Source organism: Viridibacillus sp. FSL R5-0888, assembly GCF_038009105.1.
In the GTDB taxonomy this organism is placed as follows: Bacteria; Bacillota; Bacilli; order Bacillales_A; family Planococcaceae; genus Viridibacillus; species Viridibacillus arenosi.
Map to the genome: position 1 here is coordinate 523,279 of NZ_JBBPAU010000001.1, position 17,776 is coordinate 541,054.

A 17,776-nucleotide genomic window follows, 5' to 3' on the forward strand; every position below is an offset into this window, starting at 1 on the left:
AGAGCTGGACGGATGCCCTTTAGCGATTTGAAGGGAGCATGGCGCATTCTTCTAGACAGCTATTACAAAACGTATATTATCTTTTCTTTTTAAATAAGGGGTGTCCAGATAAACTTTAGGGCACTCTTTTTTTTTTACAAAAAGAAGTTAAACAATTCTAAAAACTAACATATTATAAGAAAAGTGCCTTTCAATTTTAAGGGGTTTCATATAAGAAGTAAAACTTACAGGGAGCCGTACTTAATAATGCAATATCAAGAAATAACGGTCTTTTGATTATGATGTAAAGTCGGTTGCTAATAGTCTTAGGCGAATTTGATTTTATAGATGGGTGAGGATAAAAATGAGCGAAAACCAGGATAAGCGCTTTGTCATCTCTCAGGAAAATTGGTCCCTCCATCGCAAAGGGTACCAAGATCAACAACGCCACATGGAAAAAGTAAAAGATGCAATTAAAAATAATTTACCAGATTTAATAAGCGAAGAAAGTATTGTTATGTCAAATGGTCGTGAGGTTATTAAAATTCCTATACGATCTCTAGATGAATATAAAATTCGTTATAACTACGATAAGTCAAAACATGTTGGTCAAGGACAAGGTGATAGTCAGGTAGGCGATGTAGTAGCAAGAGCTCCAAGTCAAGGGGATAAAGGTAAAGGTGCAGGAAACGGTAAAGAAGCAGGTGACAAACCTGGAGAAGATTACTATGAGGCAGAAGTAAGTCTTGAAGAAATAGAGAGCGCCTTATTTAAAGAGTTAGAGTTACCTAATTTGAAAGAAAAAGAAATGGCAGATATCACAACCGAAAAAATTGAATTTAACGATATTCGGAAAAAAGGTCTTATGGGTAATATCGATAAGAAGCGTACAATCTTAAATGCGATTAAACGTAATGCCATAAAAGGAAAAGCAGAGATTACACCAATCCATAATGACGACTTACGTTTTAAAACATGGGATGAAGTGACAAACCCTGAATCAAAGGCAGTAGTCCTAGCGATGATGGATACAAGTGCCTCGATGGGCAATTTTGAAAAGTATTGTGCAAGGAGTTTTTTCTTTTGGATGACAAGATTTTTACGTTCCAAATACGAAACAGTTGAAATTGAATTTATTGCTCATCATACAGAAGCAAAAGTAGTATCAGAGGAAGATTTCTTTTCAAAAGGAGAAAGTGGAGGAACACTTTGTTCATCCGCCTATATAAAAGCTTTAGAACTGATTAAACAGAAATATAATCCAACAAGATATAATATTTATCCTGTTCATTTTTCAGATGGAGAAAATATGTCGACTGATAATGAAAAGTGTATGAAATTAGTTCAGGATCTAATGAAAGTATCCAGTATGTTCGGGTACGGAGAAGTAAATCAACATAATCGTTTTTCGACATTAATGTATAACTATAAAAAAATTGAAGATCAGAAATTTCGCCACTATATATTGAGACATAAAAGTGACGTTTATGAAGCATTAAAAAGCTTTTTCCAAAAAGTTGAGTCTTAAGCGAGAGACGGATGGTGCCAAGCACTCATTTCCTAATAATAGACACGGGGGGATTTAGATAAATGGAAAAAGAGCTTCACCAAGCGATTGATGAAATTACGGAAATTGCGACTGGGTTTGGTCTAGACTTTTACCCGATGCGTTATGAAATATGCCCTGCAGATATTATTTATACATTTGGAGCATACGGTATGCCTACTCGTTTTTCCCATTGGAGTTTCGGTAAACAATTTCACAAAATGAAGCTGCAGTACGATTTAGGTTTAAGTCAAATTTATGAGCTTGTCATTAACTCCAACCCTTGTTATGCATTCTTACTAGATACAAATAAGTTAACACAAAATAAGCTGATCATTGCGCACGTTTTAGCGCACTGTGACTTTTTCAAGAATAACGTTCGCTTCTCTAATACAAGACGAGATATGGTTGAGAGTATGACAGCTACGGCTGAACGAATAGCCAACTATGAAATGCTCTACGGAAAAGAGGAAGTTGAAGAGTTTTTAGATGCTGTATTAGCTATTCAAGAGCATATTGATCCATCTATACAACGACCCAAGTTGTTAACGTATGAGAACGATATAGATGAAGATGAGGATGTTGCCCGTAAAACGCCTTATGATGATCTTTGGAGAATAGACGAAAAAGAAAAAGAAGAGAAGATCATACGACAAAAAAAGAAACAGTTTCCGCCATATCCAGAAAAAGATCTACTATTATTCATTGAGCAATATAGTCGTGAATTAGAGGAATGGCAAAGAGATATATTAACGATGATGCGTGAGGAAATGCTCTATTTCTGGCCCCAATTAGAAACTAAAATTATGAATGAGGGCTGGGCTTCCTTCTGGCACCAACGTATTATGAGAGAGCTAAATTTAACAACGGATGAATCGATAGAATATGCGAAGTTAAACGCAGGTGTTGTTCAACCTTCAAAGACGACGATTAATCCATATTATCTAGGACTGAAAATTTTCGAAGATATTGAGAAACGATATGATTCCCCAACGGATGAGATGCGGAAATTAGGTGTGAAGCGGCACTCCGGTCGAGAGAAAATGTTTGAAGTACGAGAAGTTGAATCAGATATTTCCTTTATCCGAAACTATTTAACCAAAGACTTAGTGAAGCATGAAGATCTTTATTTATTTGAAAAAAAGGGCAATGAATATAAAATTACAGATAAGGATTATGAAAATGTACGTGATCAACTCGTATCAATGCGTGTGAATGGCGGGTTCCCATATATTCTTGTGAAAGATGGGGATTACTTACGAAATGGTGAATTATATTTAGTCCACGGATTTGAAGGAATGGAACTTGATACTCGCTATTTAGAAAATGTTCTAAGGTATATTTATCAGCTGTGGGGGCGCCCTGTTCATGTAGAAACGCATAGTGAAGAAAAAAAAGTTCTATATTCATATGATGGTAAAAAGAATTCACGGAGATTTTTATAAAACAAGATATGCAACGATTGAGCCCTTGAATTGCTCCATTTAAGGGCTTTATTAGTTGCATAAGTAAATATAGAAAGCTAGGCATACAAATAGTGAATTAATTAAAGAACATGCGGAATAACTCGAACAACTTTTTACCCAGTTTCATATGTATATAGAGGAAGGGGCGAATTAGATGGTTTCAACTGAAACAATTAATATTGAAGGTTCTATATTTAAGGCAGTTACTGTAAGTTTGCCTAAAACAACGTTATTAACGGTTTCGAATGATGTAGGTTATATTATGTGTGGTGCGTTAGACGTCGGACTTTTGAATACAAAATTAGCTGATCGTAAAATAGTTGCAGGTCGAGCAGTTGGTGTGAAGACAATTGAACAATTGTTGAATGCACCTCTTGAGTCCGTTACCCTTGAAGCAGAGCAATTTGGCATTGTTAAAGGAATGATTGGATCAGATGCATTGTTAAAAATGACTTAAAAGCTCCTAACACTAAGCAATGAATAGTAGCAATGATGTAAAGTTAAGGTAGAAATCATAATAATAATTGATCTAATGGGTCAGTCTTCATTACGTAAAGTAATAGGAGGCTGACCCATTTATTTTTATATGAAAAATTTTTGTAACAAGCTTTTCTTATAATACGGAAGTTAATGGAGATAATAAGAAAACTAAAAGGATTGAGAGGATGTGTCACTATGGACTTTTTTCATGCACAAGAAACGCTTACGGCAATTCAATGGTTTCTCCGAGCAATTGTTGCTTTTCTTTTTTTACTCATTGCAGCGAAAGTTATGGGGCAACGTTCTATCTCTCAATTGAGATTACTCGATTTTGCAATGGCAATATCTGTAGGTAATATCATCGCCCATCCCTTGTCTGATGAAGGGTTAGGGATGAAGGGCTCCATTATTACCATGTCAACTTTAGTTGTTTTATATTCAGTAGCTGTATATTTGAGCCTTAAATGGGTCCCGTTTCGACATATAATAGACTCCTCACCATTTCCACTTATTATGAATGGACAAATTGTTTCTAAAAATTTGTCGAAGGCTAGGATTTCCGTAGATTTACTTTTATCTGAATTAAGAAAAGAGAAAATAGAAGATATTCAAATGGTTGCTCTAGCTTTATGGGAGCCAGACGGAACTATTTCAAGCTTTTTATACCCTCAATACCAAACAATAACGCGAGCAGATATGAAGTTAGCACCTGAAGCTTTTTCTTTACCTACTGTACTTATTAAAGAGGGCAAAATTGATTACTTTGAATTGAAGAACTCAAATATTAATGAGGGTTGGCTTAAAGACAGAGTCATTTCCATGTATAAAGTGGATGTTAAAGATGTATTATTAGCAACATTAGACCAAAACAATAATTTGCAAGTATATCTGTATAACTAAAGAAGGTCTATCAAGTAATTTTCTTTGTGTTTAAAATAGATAGGATTTCATACGAAATTTAGTGAAAGTCCTATCTATTAAGATAAACATTGGAACTAAATTTGGAACAGTTACTATTAAAAGAAAATAAATTTCAAAATAATGTATATTAATTGGTATAAATGATGCTCCTCGTTAAATAGAATATAAGGATTGCTATTTAAGGAGGGTTATTGTGAAATCTATTATAAAAAAAGTAGTAGTAGTTTTAGCAAGCTTTGCATTGCTATTTTCACTAGTTAGTAGTTTAAAAGTAGACGCGAAAACTAAATCTATTGCAGCTAAATTGCACTCGCTTAGCCAAAATGAACGAACGTCCAAAATTGAAAAGACTGCGAATTATAGTGACGACACAATTATTATTAAATATTCAAGTTCACTAAGCGCTAGTGATCATCGCAAGGCTGGCGGAACAGTTGTAAACCAAATCAAAGGACTTAACTATGTAGCTGTTAAAGTTAGTAATAAAAATAAACTACAGCAAACTATTAAAAACTATCAAAAAAACAGTAAGGTAGTTTCTGTTGGTCTTAGTCCAAAGTACCAGCATGCGGGCTCAGTTGACCCGAAAATAAATGAACAATATATGCATAGCATACTAAAAACAGCAGATGCTCAAAAGTTGGCAGGGAATAATCAAGTAAAGGTAGCGGTTATTGATACGGGTATTGACCGAAATCATCCAGAGCTAAAAGGATCCATTCTTTCAAGTACAAACATTATAAATCCAATGAATCCGGCAACTACTGATATACATGGGACTCACGTGGCTGGTATTATTGCTGCTAAAAAAGATAACGGTATCGGTGGATATGGCATAAATCCGAATGTGAAGATTCTTTCATATGATATCTTTGACGGAGATATGTGGACATTTGACTATACAATTGCAAATGCTATTTTAAAAGCTGTAGACCAAGGCGCAGACGTCATTAACATGAGTTTGCAGGGCTCTATGCCATCTACTGTTTTAGAAGAGGCTGTGACAAAGGCAATTAGTAGTGGTGTTGTTATCGTTGCAGCAGCGGGAAATCAGGGATCTGATATGCCCATTTATCCTGCTAAGTATGAAGGAGTAATTAGTGTAGGCTCTATTAATAGCGAAAAAAAATTAAGTGAATTTTCATCTTACGGTACATCCACTGATGTGGTAGCACCTGGAGAAAATATTTATGCACCTTTTTATGATGCACAAAAAGGATCAACTTTTGCCAAACTAAGTGGAACATCTATGGCTTCGCCTGTAGTTGCTGGAGCAGCAGCATTGCTGCTATCCAAATATCCAAATTTAAAGCCGGCTGAAATAGAATATATCTTAGAGAAAACAGCGACAGATATAGGGGAGAAAGGGTTCGATCATAAATATGGAAATGGACTCATCAACCCAGTTGCCGCGATGAAATTTGATGTAAAAAAGATCCCTTCTTTAGTGAAAGAGAAGTGGGGTGAAAAAGAGATATTAAAAAATGCAGAGGTCATTTCAATCCCTGCACAAGTAAAGCACTCTTTTACAAAACCTTCAGAACAAAAGTGGGTTAAAATCCCTGTAGAAAAGGGCGAATATATCCAAGCTTCACTGGAGGGCTCATCTCAATATGATTATAAAATGAGTATAAATTTTTATGGTAAAGACCAAAAACAATTGTTAGATGTCAATGATGTAACGGAAGGAAAAAAAGAAGGAAAACTAATCCAAGCTCCATTTAGTGGAACAGTATCTATTGGTGTAAAAGATGTGAATGGCAATTTTGATGATTCAGGTCAGAAGCAGTCAACATTTACGTTAAAAGTAGATAAAGTATCTGAACTTCCAAAAGACGAGTCAGCATTAGAGCATCCAATAAAAATTGAAAAATGGCCATTTAGCAAAGATAAACTATATATAACGGGTGAAAATGGCGATGAAGACTATTTCTACTTTACATCAAAAGAAGCACAATTTATGAACTTTGAAGTTACAGGTATTCCAGGAGTAGATATAAGTGCTGCTGTGTATGAAAAAGAACAGCTATTCCCTGCAACATCTGAAGAATTAAGCACAGAAGATATGCCAGCTTTATATACAAGTAATACACACGGTATAGGAGAAGGAGAAACGCTATTATTCCAAACTGAACCTGAAAAAGAATATTATTTAAAAGTAACAAATAAAGGAACTTTCGGTTACGTTACTTTAGAACAATTACTATTAGGTTTAGTAGGAGGACTGGAAGAAAAAGAACCTGCGGGGTCTATTCTCTCATATAGCGTGAGCTTAGTCGGAAAGAGTATTCCAGAAGATGAAGATAACTATAGTTCTATGGATGATTCCACAATGATGAATGTACTAACAGAAGATGACTCAGAACGAATTAACCTATTAGAATCGGTAGCAATACCATATGAATTAGGTGGAACAATTCAAGGGTATCTACAAAATACAATGGACCAAGACTGGTATAAATTAAACACTTCAAGTGCGGGCATTTATCAATTTCAATTACCAACACCAAAAGAGAATATTCCAAATCTAGGATTGTATGAAGTAATAAAAGATAAAGATGAAAATGGTAAGGCATATCAACTTTTATCTCTTGTCTCAACTAATGAGGACTGGTCTTCTTATGATGATTGGGTCAAAGGGAAATTTTTCGCTAGTTTAAAAGCAAATAAAACGTATTACTTATCCATCAATCCAAACTATAATACAAATCAAATCCCGTATGATGGATATCAAGTGACTTCAAAACTTGTTGTTAAAGATGCTGGTGATAGCTATGAAGAAAATGATAAACCAGAACAGGCAAAGAATATACCTGCTACTGGTGTGACGGCCAACTTCTCTACAGCGAATGATGTTGATTCGTACTATTTCACTGCAAAAGAAAATTCAGTATACGGTGTGAAATTCTCCCGTACACCTCTTACTTCAAAGCTAAAAGCGAAGTATCCTAAAGAGTTGTTGAGTCCGTATTTAGGATATATGGAAATTACAAGGGATGTTAATAAAAATCATAAAATAGATGATAGAGATACTGAATACAGAACATACCTTTTGAAAAATACTGAAGATGGAACGACAACAGGATCTTTTGAAGCGAAAAAAGGTCAATCGTATTTTGTCACCGTATTTGGTTCGGTTGACTCAAGTACAGCACTTTCTCTATGGCCATATCAACTAAAAGTAAACTCTGTGAATAAAAAAGATGAAGATGCAGGATCTAAAGTGAAAAATAACAAACCTTCTAAACCTATCAAGCTACAGAAGAAAAGTAGCAAATTGTATTCAACGACAGGGTACTTTAATACAGGATATGAAAATGGTGATGAAGATTGGTATATTTACCAACCAACTAAATCAGAGCAAGTAACGTTGACACTCAGTGCCAGCCAAGAATTAGATGGTGTTTTTGAAGTCTATCGTAATGGAAAAAGAGTATCAAAATCTGATATTTATGGGCAAGGGGATAATGAGATTTTATCCTTAAAAATGACCAAAGGAACTTATTATGTGAAGGTTCGAGATGGTAAAGGACGTGCTTCAATTGACCCGTATACTTTGTCATTAAAAGTGAAGTAAGAAAAGGTTGGGGTGATTCTAAAGGTCGTTACCAAGCGACTTTTAGGAGTCACCTTTTTTATGTTATTGCTACAATATAACTCATTATAGAATAGAAAAAGTATGCATTCACTCCATCTTAGTTGTTGAAAAACTGTTCTTTATCATTGATTTTGATTAAAATAATTATAGTCCCTTAATATATACAGAACTGGAATGGTGAACAAGTCTTGAAAACATTTAAAAAAGTCTATGTAGAAATTACAAGCGTCTGTAATCTGGCGTGTAGCTTCTGCCCGCCTACGAGTCGTAAGGCAAATATAATCAAACTAGATGCATTTAACAATATACTTGATCAGATCAGACCGCATACGAAATATATTTACCTACATGTGAAAGGAGAACCTCTTTTACATAACAAAATCGACCAATTACTTGATGCAGCACATGCTAAAGGGTTTAAAGTAAATATCACGACAAATGGTACATTGATTAAAAAGAATCGAGAGAAATTATTAGGAAAGCCCGCGCTACGTCAAATCAATTTTTCATTACATAGTTTTGACGGCCATGAGGGGTCAGAGAATCGTGAAAAATACTTAGGAGATATTCTTGAATTTGTACGTGATGCGGCAGAACATAACATCATTATTTCGTACCGATTATGGAATTTACAAAAAGATCAGGTTACCGATTTAGAGAAGAGAAGAAACCGTGAAACGTTAGATATATTGGAGCAGGAATACAATTTAGACTTTAGAATTGAAGAAAAAGTACAGCCAGGAAAAGGCGTTAAAATTACAGATCGTGTTTATTTAAACCAAGATCATGAATTTCAATGGCCGAGCTTGCAAGCCCCTGAGGATGAAGGAAAAGGATTTTGTCATGCACTGCGCAGTCAAGCAGCGATTCTTGTTGACGGTACCGTAGTCCCATGTTGCCTAGATGGAGAAGGTGTCATCAATTTAGGAAATATTAATAACAAATCATTCTCTGAAATTGTAGAGAGTGAAAGAGCCAATAACCTCTTTGATGGATTTACTAGAAGAGAAGCGGTTGAAGAATTATGCAGGAAGTGCGGCTTTAGACAGAAATTTGGGATGTAAAAGCAATTAGTTCCAATAGATTTTAAGTTTATATGGTGTCAGCTACAGGCAATATTAAAAAGCATCTCTTGTAAGATGCTTTTTTGTTTTGGTATTAGAATGAGTTAAAAGGGAGCTCAAGTGAGTCAAATGAAAGCCCGATTAGATTAATTAAAAGAGCGAGTAAGTTAAAAGTAATCACAAGTAAGTCCATTATGATAATAAAATAGAATTTTTCCCGTTCGGTTAATATACTGCCACTATGCATCCAATCTAATTAGACTGTAAATCCACCTTAATTTAAGAGAAAATATTGACAATTCCTAATGTTGTGTGATTTGCTATAATAATATAAAAAAATAAACGGAATATAGTAGAAGTAGTTTAGAAGGAGAATTGATGATGGTGCAAATTTATTCAGATAGAGTATTACAAGCAGATAGTTCTTTTATAAAAGATATTTTAAGTTTGACTGAGGTAGAAGATATTATTTCATTTGCAGGAGGTCTACCAAATCCTATTTCATTCCCAATGAAAGAGTTCCAAGAATCGATTAATCGAGTTTTACAAAATTCTGGTGACAAGGTATTCCAGTATTCAGGGACACAGGGTTATTTGCCATTACGCCAATGGGTTGCGGACCGTTATAAAAAACGATTTGGTATGGATGTTACAGCAGATGATATTTTAATTACAACTGGCTCTCAACAAGGACTAGATTTAATGGGGAAAGCTTTAGTTAATAAGGGGGATAAAGTAGCTGTAGAAAGCCCTTGTTATCTTGCTGCTATTCAAACATTTGCACTTTTTGAGCCTGAGTTTTTGCCAATTAGCCTTGAAGATGACGGCTTAAATTTAGAAGAGCTTGAAGCAACTTTAAAAAATAATGATGTGAAATTATTGTATACAGTCCCTAATTTCCAAAATCCTACAGGCTTAACTTACTCGAAAGAGAAACGTGAGGCAATTTTTGAAATCATTAAGAAGACGAATACAGTATTAATTGAAGATGATCCGTATGGTGAACTTCGCTTTGAAGGAGAATCATTGCCTTACATTGCAGGTGGTAAATCGGAAAATAGTGTACTATTTGGTTCTTTCTCTAAAACGTTATCACCGGGAATGCGTATTGGTTATTTATGTACAAAAAGTAAAGAGCTAATGGGGCATTTAATAGGAGCTAAACAATCATCTGACTTACATACGAATGTACTTGCACAATATGCTATTTATGATTATTTAACAAATAATGATTACGAAGCGCATATAAGCAAAATTACAGCACTATATAAGCAGCAGTGTGACGCTATGATAGCGGCGATGGAAAAATATTTACCTGCTCATGTTACGTTCACAAAACCAGAGGGCGGTATGTTTTTATGGGCAGATTTGGGAGAAGGGATTTCTTCAGTAGAAGTCTTTAAACGAGCAACTGAGAAGAAAGTGGCTTTCGTTCCTGGCGATCCGTTCTATACGAATATTAAAGGAGCAGGAACTTTGCGCCTTAATTATACGAATTCTGATCCAGAAACAATTGTAGAAGGTATCAAAAGACTGGCTTCCGTTTTATAAAGAAGACAAGAATTTTAATAAGGCAATTAGTATTAGCCAAATAGAAGAAGGTAGAACCTCAGGAGATAAATCTGGTTCTACCTTCTTTTTTTGGTTCAAATAAAGAAAGATAGAAAAGTATGGTAAAATTCATTGACAATTTGTGACGAAATTGTGTACAATGAATTAAGACACATTTTCGTCACAATTATAATTAAGATGTTAGCAAATTGGGGGATGCACAATGAACTTTTCAGATGTGATTTTAATTGCTATTGCATGTATGAGTATTCCACTCGTCGTTGCTATTTTTACGGACATTTTTTATGCACAGAAGAAACAACGTCAATTTTCGTTACGACGTATGTCTCTATGGTACATTTTGTTTTTTGGCATTTCTTTCATACCATCCATTTTTTTAGTTATACCGAACTCATAATTTATTTCAAAGCCTTCCGATTGGAAGGCTTTTTTTATGTAACTGAATGATGGCGAGGTAAGTGATTTAGTTGGATAACGTGGAAGTTAATTCGATAATCAGTATAGAACTGAAGAAGTGAATACAAAAAAAGGGTGTTTAGCTTCACAAGAATAAACTTCCTTTTTAATATAAATTATGAATTAACTTTCAATAGCCGATTTTATAAATCCATTGTTTGTTTTGACAACTGTGAAATATACTTCAGCACCAGAATCTTCGTTTTCTTCGATTAGCAAGGTAAGAATCCAATAGCTCCATTTACCATCATAATTAAACCATTCTATATGAACTTCATAAATAATGTTTGAATTGATTTCTGAAACGATTGGTATAGGACTTTGACCATCCTTAAGATTTTCTTTTTGTAGTGTATTAACTTTCTTTTCTAGCGTATCGATATCGCTTCCACAACTCGATAGTAATGCTGCCCCTAATACTATAGGAATCAATTTTCTTTTCATTATTAAAATCTCTGTTCATTGCATACATAGTTGTTCTTCTGTAAACAAGGATTTATTTATGTTTTCACCTTGTAGTAAAAATTCACTTAACATATAGGGACCTCGGATAATCTTATCAATCTAACTACACTCGCGGAAAAATATTACATAATATTTCCATATTTTATTTGAAATTACCGGTTTAATTTGTGATACTAAAGATAGAACAGATTGAACGAAGGTTTAGCTTGTGTATTTTTTATTTGAACTACGCAGAAAAGGGGTTTTAAAATGAAGAAATATGTAATGTGGCTTTGCGTGCTAATGTTTTTAGTAGCTTGTTCTAAGGAAGAAAGTCCAGAGGTTAAGAAAGGTGTGAATGATGATATGTTAGGACAATGGCAAGGGAATATTGAGCTTCCGCAATCACAATTAGAAATTATTTTATCGCTTACAGAAAAAAGTGGCACTTTATCAGTACCGGCTCAAGGGTTAAAGGACTATCCATTTAAAGAAGTCTCATATGATGGCAATAAAGTTTCGATTACAATCGATTTACAAGGTTCGAATGTCGTAATAGAAGGTAAGTTACAAGATAATTTAATAACAGGAACATTTAAGCAGAATGGTAATGTACTATCATTTAAATTAACTCCCTATGAAGAAGAGAAGGCAAATTATGAATCCATTAAGATCCCAGTTAATGAAGGGAATCTAAAGGTAGCTTTACAACATCCTGAAAAGGGAGGTTCATATCCGCTGGCGATTATAATAGCAGGGTCTGGTCCGACCGACAAAGATGGAAATACTATAGGTGCTGGCAAAAATAATAGCTTGAAAATGCTAGCTGAAGACTTAGCTAAACAAGGGATTGCATCTATTCGTTATGATAAAAGAGGAATTGGCGATAATGCGCCATTAATAACAAAAGAAGAAGATTTATCAATAGAACAATATGTAGAAGACGTTAATCAAGTTATTAAATACGCAATATCAGAAAATAAATTTAAAAGCATTCATATTATTGGTCATAGTGAAGGGTCTTTAATTGGCATGTTAGCAGCACAGAATAGCGACATTGCTTCGTTTACTTCACTAGCAGGAGCAGGGCGTCCAGCAGATGAGATATTACTTGAGCAATTAGAAGGCAAATTAACACCGGATCTTACGAAAGAAACTACTGGAATCTTAGCATCATTAAAAGAAGGTAAATCTGTTGCAACCATAACAACAGAATTACAAACATTATTTAGACCGTCTGTACAGCCATATCTTATGTCTTGGCTAAAGTATGATCCAGCTAAGAGCATTCAAAAAGTAACAGCACCTGTCTTAATCATTCAAGGAGCACACGATATTCAAGTTCCAGTAAGTGATGCAAAAATATTAAAGGCGAATAAAGAAGAAGCTAAACTAATGATTGTAAACAAGATGAATCATATTCTAAAAGATGCACCAGAGGAGATAAAGGGAAATTTGGCTACTTATTCAGATCCAACACTTCCGCTATCTACAGAATTAGTTGAGGCGATTACAGAATTTATACAGAAGTAGATGTACAGCTTTATAGAAATAAAGTATGGAATGGCATTTGTAGAGATTTAAACTACAGAATTGTATTATTACGATAGTAAAACATAATATAAAAAGACTGAACGCTGCGAACGTTCAGTCTAGTGGCTAGTAACCGCAGATGAAGCGGTTGGTCCGAGGTCAATAATAACCGTCAAACCTTATGTGGAGGGGACGGTTATTTCTTTTTTAATAGAAAAAAGAGTACCGACAACAAAACTGAAAGGAATGCTATCCATCCAACTGAGAGTTGAATCAATAAGCTTATTATTTCGTAAGTTGTCAATAGTATCACCCCCAATCCCTTGGAAGTGACCAACCGCCCAACCTGCACAACTAGTTATCATTATTTTACCAGATTAGGAATTCGTATTCTATTATTTCCCCTGAATATATATATAATGGTATAATTTAGGTGTATAGGTGTGGTAAATGAACATTATTATTGTGATATAAGGTTTCCTTGAAATAGAAATGAAATTACAAGTGGATTTAAATGATGTGAATAAATTTAATATTTAATACTCTTTATACGTACTGCGAGTTAATCCAATCAGGTCAATTTGTTGCAAATTGTGTAGTGAATGAAGATAGGCTTTAAATGTACGGAGTAAAAATACTATTTCTTTAATTGGAGGAATATAAAATGAAAAAAGTGTTATTAACAGCATCTATTCTATTGATAACAGCGCTCCCGGCAACAGCAAATGCACAGAGCGTTCAAGCTAAGCCAATTTATAATGGCCAAGAGCTTGCTCAGAATAAAGTGAAAACTTCTCCAGGTACAATCGGTCAAATTACAAATTACTTAAACGATAAGACTGGCAAATTCATTACTGTAACAGGACATGGGCTTGCTAAAACAGATCAAAGTGAAATAATTCTATCCATTACCAAAAGTACTAAAATTATTGATTCCAAAGGTAAAAAAGTGTCGTTGAAAAAAATTATCGAAGACAAGAAGACTGTTAAGGCATTCTATGATCCTAAAATTACGAAGAGCCTTCCTGCGCATGGTGAAGCACTAAAGCTAGTTGTTCAAAAACAGGACTTTACAGGAATTAATGGCACAATATCAGAAGTGAATGAAAGTGGAATTGTCGTAGAAGGTACAGATATCTACACAACGCATAAGGATAAGATTGTTTTGCATTTCGCTGATAAAGCACAGATATTAGACCAAAATGGAAATGCGATAAAGGTAAGTGCTATCAAACCAGGCATGACGGTCAAAGCTTTCTATGGACCTGCTGTTACGATGAGTATTCCAGCTCAATCGACAACGAATTATGTCGTTGTTAATTTGGCAACAAAAGAGGTGGTTCAAGAAGAGGCTGTAGGTACAAACGGTATTATTACAAATGTAGCAGATAAAAAGTTCACCGTGATTGGAAATTCGATGAAAAAAGGCGGAGTGGATTATGTTATTCTATCGGTAGATGAGAACACTCAAATAGTTGATCAAGCAGGAAAATCATTATCGTTAGAATCTTTAAAGTCTGATGTTCGCGTTGAGGCATACTACGGTGAAATGATGACCATGATATATCCAGCTCAAACACATGCAGAGAAAATTATTGTGAAAGAAACAGAACACAATAAAGTTGAAGGTACAATTGTTTCATTGAATAGTACGAAGAAAGATCAGTTGTATATCAATGTCAGCTCTGACCAAAATGCAAACAATGATGTAATTCTGAACATCTTGAAGGACACAAAAGTAGTCTCATTACTAGGATTGGGAACGGAATTACGAGCAGGTATGAAAATTACGGCATACCATTCCCCAATGATGACGAAATCATTGCCCGGCATCACGAATGCTGAGATTGTGATTGTAACTTTTGATGACAAAGTAGTAACTCCTTAATAATTGAGTATGTCGATTATATAAAATAAGGGAATACAATCCATTTATTGAAAATTCCCTACTAGAATTGTATAATAGGGGTAGAAAAGCATACCATAATAAGACCGAACGCTGCGAACGTTCAGTCTAGTGACTAGGCACCTCAGAAAAGTTGTTGGTCCGAGGTCAAGAATAACCGTCAAACCTTTTGTGGAGGGGACGGTTATTTTTATTTTTTTTGAAAAAAATAAAATAAAATCTAATTTATCTAATTGAAAGTAGATTATATAAATTGATAACAATAGTGAACTTACATATTAAATCGAGCATCTCTCAGATGCTCGATTTTTCTTATGAAAAAGGTGGACTAATTACCTCGAGAAAAGAATAATTTGTGAACATTTCAATGAATCATTGATTAATTGGTAGTTTTTGCTATATGTTAATCATGGGTTGTATAGCCTATATTTTTAAAAATAAGTAGTATTAATATACTGCTTATTTAACTCGTGGAAATAGTGAAAACTTAACATCATGTACAAAAGAAGGTTTTATTAGTCGAAATGTCGTTGTAGATTATGAAAAAAATAAAGTACTAAGGGGATATGTATGTTTGGTAAAACGAAAGGTCATTATCAATATTTTTCAACTACACCTGGTTCAGATATTACTTCCAATGAACGTTTTCAGGAAAAATTGAATTTTTTAGGATTATCACAAGTGGGTCGGGGATCTGTCGCGGAGTTAAAGGAGATTTATGAGAAAAACCACGAAATGATTTTAGACAAGTTTTACGATCGTTTAATGCAAATTGATGAATTTAAAGAAGTAATCGATCAACATTCATCTGTAGTTAAACTGAAAAAGTTAATTCATAAGCATTTTATGAGTATTTTCCAAGATGAGTTAGATTTAAATTATATTTTCCGTAGAAGGAAAATTGCTTATACCCATGCCAAAATAGGTGTACTACCAAACTGGATGATTTCAGCATACACGCTTATCAACCAATTTATAATTCCTTTAATCGTTGAAGCTTTTCCTAAAGACCGTAAGAAAATGATGGATGTGTTACTTGCTTACGATAGTATTGTTACGATTGATCAACAGCTAATTGTTGAAACTTATATAGAAATTCAAGCAGGATCAATTATAAATGGATTGGGTGAAATTATTAAATATAATGTGCAACTAGATCAGATTAAAAATCTAATTCAATTCCAAGAAAGACAAGAGCAAGACGTTTTGTCTGTGAAATCATCTATGGAACAACTAGATGAAAGTGTCGATGAAATTGCCGCATCTGTGGGGGAAGTCTCACAGCATACACAATCTTCATTGAAAGAATTACATAATGGTATAGATGCCTTGCAAAATGTAACGCAATTATTGAAATCTACTGATGGGGGGCATCATCAAGTACAGGATAATGTAACAGAGTTAGTTGAGCGTGTGAAAAGTGTTTCGCAATTAATGGAATTCATAAAGGGGATCGCAGAACAAACAAATCTGTTAGCGTTAAATGCTTCAATTGAAGCGGCACGTGCTGGCGAAGCCGGTAAAGGTTTTGCTGTTGTTGCGGAAGAGGTTCGTAAACTAGCGGATAATACGAAATCCTCGGTACAATCCATTCATAATGATATTAAGAAGCTCTTAGAAATCACAAATAATATTGATGCGCTTACGAAGAAGTCAGCAGAGGATTTGCATCGAGGTGTAAATGAAACTGCGAATATCTCAAGTGCTTTAGCAGATCTTAACATTGCTTTACAACAGCAGGGTATGCATTTTAAAGAAATCGCTAGTACTACGCATCAACAAGCAGCAGCTGCAAATGAAATTACAATCCGTAATAAAAACATTGCCGAAAATTCAAGTCGTAGTAAAGATATTTCCTATAAAACAGGTGAAGAAATTTATGAATTAAGTAAAATGATTAATCATTATCGTACAGAAACTATTTCGAAAAACTTTATAATTAGTCAAGAAGATATTATAGAATTAACTATTACAGATCATTTATTATGGCGTTGGAGAATTTATAATTTAATGCTCGGTTTTGAACAGATGAGTGAACATGATATTTCTTCTCACAAAGATTCTCGTCTTGGAGTCTGGTACTACGGAAAAGGAAGAGAATTGTTAGGTACAGAGCCTGCTTATAAAGAGTTAGAAAAGCCTCATGCGCTAGTACATGAAGTTGCCAAAAAAGCTGTACATGCGTATAACGCTGGTAATCAAGCTCTTGCTGAAGAGTACTTAGTGGAGCTTGCAGATATATCACAAATCGTCATTGGTAAACTAACAATTTTAAAACAAATAATAGTGAATAGTAAAAAACAATATACTCATTAATAAGTATGTAGGCTGATTAAATTATTCTCTATTGAAGAGTTAATTTAATTGGCTTTTTTACTTTCTAACTTACTCAGTAAAATTAATCTAGGGGATATTTTCCTGTTAGTAAAACTAATCGGATACTACATTAGAGAAATATAGAGGGAGAGATAGCAAATTATTATGGCATATAATTACATTAAGTCATGGTGAATGGACTTAATTAATTGAATAATAATGAGATAAATAACTTATAAAAAATTTGAACATTTTATAGATGAAAGTATACAGTTTTTATAAGATCGAATCTTACATATCCTTGTCAGCACTGAATTAACAAAGAGATAAAAGACTTTTGAATTTAACGTTTATTGCACACAAGAAAAAGAATATTATGCTATAGTTAAGTTAATTGATATTGTTTAAATATGGTATTTGTATAAGGCGATACCCCTGTCTAAAGGTGAGCAAATTAATATTAAACTATTTCGATATAAGATTGTAATTGAATTT

12 protein-coding genes are annotated in these 17,776 nt (G+C 34.1%); 11 read left to right on the top strand and 1 reads right to left on the bottom strand.

The annotated features are described in order from the left end of the window. Positions 1-343 precede the first annotated feature (343 nt). The 8 genes from yhbH to MKY02_RS02600 all read left to right on the top strand — a co-directional run bounded on the left by yhbH (position 344) and on the right by MKY02_RS02600 (position 11,023). Positions 344-1,507, top strand: a complete 1,164-nt coding sequence (gene yhbH / locus MKY02_RS02565) for a sporulation protein YhbH (RefSeq protein WP_038178643.1) — start codon at positions 344-346, stop codon at positions 1,505-1,507. Positions 1,508-1,569: 62 nt separating this feature from the next. Continuing rightward, the gene (locus tag MKY02_RS02570) at positions 1,570-2,970 is read left to right on the top strand and encodes a SpoVR family protein (RefSeq protein WP_038178641.1); all 1,401 of its coding nucleotides are present in this window, start codon (positions 1,570-1,572) and stop codon (positions 2,968-2,970) included. 175 nt (positions 2,971-3,145) lie between these two features. Next, on the top strand, positions 3,146-3,448 hold the full coding sequence (locus tag MKY02_RS02575) for a YunC family protein (RefSeq protein ID WP_038178639.1): 303 nt from the start codon (positions 3,146-3,148) through the stop codon (positions 3,446-3,448). Positions 3,449-3,666: 218 nt separating this feature from the next. Next, the gene (locus MKY02_RS02580; RefSeq protein ID WP_038178637.1) at positions 3,667-4,371 is read left to right on the top strand and encodes a DUF421 domain-containing protein; all 705 of its coding nucleotides are present in this window, start codon (positions 3,667-3,669) and stop codon (positions 4,369-4,371) included. A gap of 214 nt (positions 4,372-4,585) precedes the next feature. Further along, complete coding sequence (locus MKY02_RS02585; protein ID WP_340708601.1) at positions 4,586-7,969, top strand: S8 family peptidase; 3,384 nt, start codon at positions 4,586-4,588, stop codon at positions 7,967-7,969. A 209-nt stretch (positions 7,970-8,178) separates the two neighbouring features. Continuing rightward, on the top strand, positions 8,179-9,054 hold the full coding sequence (locus MKY02_RS02590) for a radical SAM/SPASM domain-containing protein (RefSeq protein WP_038178633.1): 876 nt from the start codon (positions 8,179-8,181) through the stop codon (positions 9,052-9,054). A gap of 381 nt (positions 9,055-9,435) precedes the next feature. Beyond that, complete coding sequence (locus MKY02_RS02595; protein ID WP_038178631.1) at positions 9,436-10,605, top strand: aminotransferase-like domain-containing protein; 1,170 nt, start codon at positions 9,436-9,438, stop codon at positions 10,603-10,605. A gap of 223 nt (positions 10,606-10,828) precedes the next feature. After that, the gene (locus MKY02_RS02600; RefSeq protein WP_038178623.1) at positions 10,829-11,023 is read left to right on the top strand and encodes a hypothetical protein; all 195 of its coding nucleotides are present in this window, start codon (positions 10,829-10,831) and stop codon (positions 11,021-11,023) included. A 182-nt stretch (positions 11,024-11,205) separates the two neighbouring features. On the opposite strand, the gene MKY02_RS02605 is transcribed toward MKY02_RS02600, so the two are convergent. Further along, on the bottom strand, positions 11,206-11,526 hold the full coding sequence (locus MKY02_RS02605) for a hypothetical protein (protein WP_038178621.1): 321 nt from the start codon (positions 11,524-11,526) through the stop codon (positions 11,206-11,208). A gap of 270 nt (positions 11,527-11,796) precedes the next feature. Between MKY02_RS02605 and MKY02_RS02610 the strand changes: the two genes are divergently transcribed. From MKY02_RS02610 to MKY02_RS02620, 3 genes are all read left to right on the top strand, one after another. Next, positions 11,797-13,059 (top strand): alpha/beta hydrolase, encoded by a 1,263-nt coding sequence (locus tag MKY02_RS02610; protein WP_038178619.1) that lies wholly within the window; start codon positions 11,797-11,799, stop codon positions 13,057-13,059. Between the two features lie 664 nt (positions 13,060-13,723). After that, complete coding sequence (locus MKY02_RS02615; protein ID WP_038178617.1) at positions 13,724-14,947, top strand: hypothetical protein; 1,224 nt, start codon at positions 13,724-13,726, stop codon at positions 14,945-14,947. 588 nt (positions 14,948-15,535) lie between these two features. Then, complete coding sequence (locus MKY02_RS02620) at positions 15,536-17,281, top strand: methyl-accepting chemotaxis protein (RefSeq protein ID WP_038178614.1); 1,746 nt, start codon at positions 15,536-15,538, stop codon at positions 17,279-17,281. Positions 17,282-17,776: the final 495 nt, after the last annotated feature.